Origin of the sequence: Brevundimonas sp., from assembly GCF_013823285.1 — a bacterium.
Lineage (GTDB): Bacteria > Pseudomonadota > Alphaproteobacteria > Caulobacterales > Caulobacteraceae > Brevundimonas.
This window is the reverse complement of sequence record NZ_PNLV01000192.1, coordinates 1-1,199: the sequence shown is the minus strand read 5'-3', so window position 1 is coordinate 1,199 and position 1,199 is coordinate 1. Positions and strand designations below refer to the sequence as shown.

General features: G+C 68.7%; 2 protein-coding genes. One reads left to right on the top strand and one right to left on the bottom strand.

Annotated features, from left to right (window positions below; translation table 11 throughout):
• A partial coding sequence (locus C0461_RS14320; RefSeq protein WP_292107974.1) for a metalloregulator ArsR/SmtB family transcription factor occupies nt 1-244 on the bottom strand: 244 nt, incomplete at its 3' end.
• A gap of 69 nt (nt 245-313) precedes the next feature.
• Here C0461_RS14320 and C0461_RS14315 point away from each other — a divergent pair.
• Nucleotides 314-1,195, top strand: a complete 882-nt coding sequence (locus C0461_RS14315; RefSeq protein WP_292107972.1) for an MBL fold metallo-hydrolase — start codon at nt 314-316, stop codon at nt 1,193-1,195.
• The last annotated feature ends 4 nt before the right edge of the window (nt 1,196-1,199 follow it).

Here is a 1,199-nt window from a genome sequence, read left to right as displayed (position 1 = left end):
GGCCCTCGCGCCGGGTGGCCACGAGGCCCTCCTCGCGCAGCAGGGCGAGGTGTTGCGACAGGGCCGACTGTGACAGGCCGGAGGCCTCCACCAGGGCGGACACGGGCAGCTCCTCCCCGCCCAGACGGCACAGGATCATCAGGCGCCGTTCATTGCCCAGCGCCCGGAGCAGGCGCGCGGCCTGGCCGGCGGCGGCCTGAAAGGCGGCGGGGTCGATGGCGTGGTCGATTGTCAGGTCGGTCATGAGCCCCTTTATATTAGGTCTTGCTAATTTAGCAATAGCTAATATGTTGCCCGTCAGAAGGAGAACGCCATGACCCGTTCCAACGACACGACCTCCCCCCGCGTGCAGGGGTTCTTTCACGGCCCCACCAACACCATCACCTATCTGGTCAGCGACCCGGCCACGGGCGCGGCGGCCATCATCGACCCGGTGCTGGACTATGATCCGGCGGCCGCCCGCACGGACGACGCCTCCATCGTCCAGGTGCTGGACGCGGTGCGCGATCAGGGGCTGGACCTGAAGCTGATCCTGGACACCCACGCCCACGCCGACCACCTGTCCGGCGCCGACGAGATCCGCCACCGCACCGGCGCGCCCATCGGCATCGGCGGCCACATCACCAAGGTGCAGAAGGTCTTCGGCGCCCTGTTCGAGGCCCATGACGTGACGCCGGACGGGGTGGTGTTCGACCGCCTGTTCACAGACGGCGAGCGGTTCATGCTGGGGTCGCTGGCGGTGGAGGTGCTGCACACGCCCGGCCACACCCCCGCCTGCGTCAGCTATCACGTGGGCGATGCGGTGTTCGTGGGCGACACCCTGTTCATGCCCGACTACGGCACCGCCCGGGCCGACTTCCCCGGCGGCGACGCGCGCACCCTGTACCGCTCGATCCAGAAGCTGCTGGCCCTGCCGGAAGAGACCCGCATGTTCGTGGGCCACGACTATCTGCCCGAGGGCCGCGAGGACTATCGCTGGGAGACCACCGTGGGCGCCCAGAAGGCGGGCAACATCCATGTGGGCGGCGGGGCGAGCGAGGACGATTTCGTGGCCATGCGCGAGGCCCGCGACGCGACCCTGAAGGTGCCCAACCTGATCCTGCCGTCCCTGCAGATGAACATCCGCGCCGGCGCCCTGCCGCCCGCGGAGGCGTCGGGGAAGCGGTTTTTGAAGATGCCGTTGAACGCGATTTGAGGGG

Excerpts from the sequence above, each read along its gene's own strand:
- C0461_RS14315 (WP_292107972.1), top strand. The coding sequence starts at position 314 with ATGACCCGTTCCAACGACACGACCTCCCCCCGCGTGCAGGGGTTCTTT.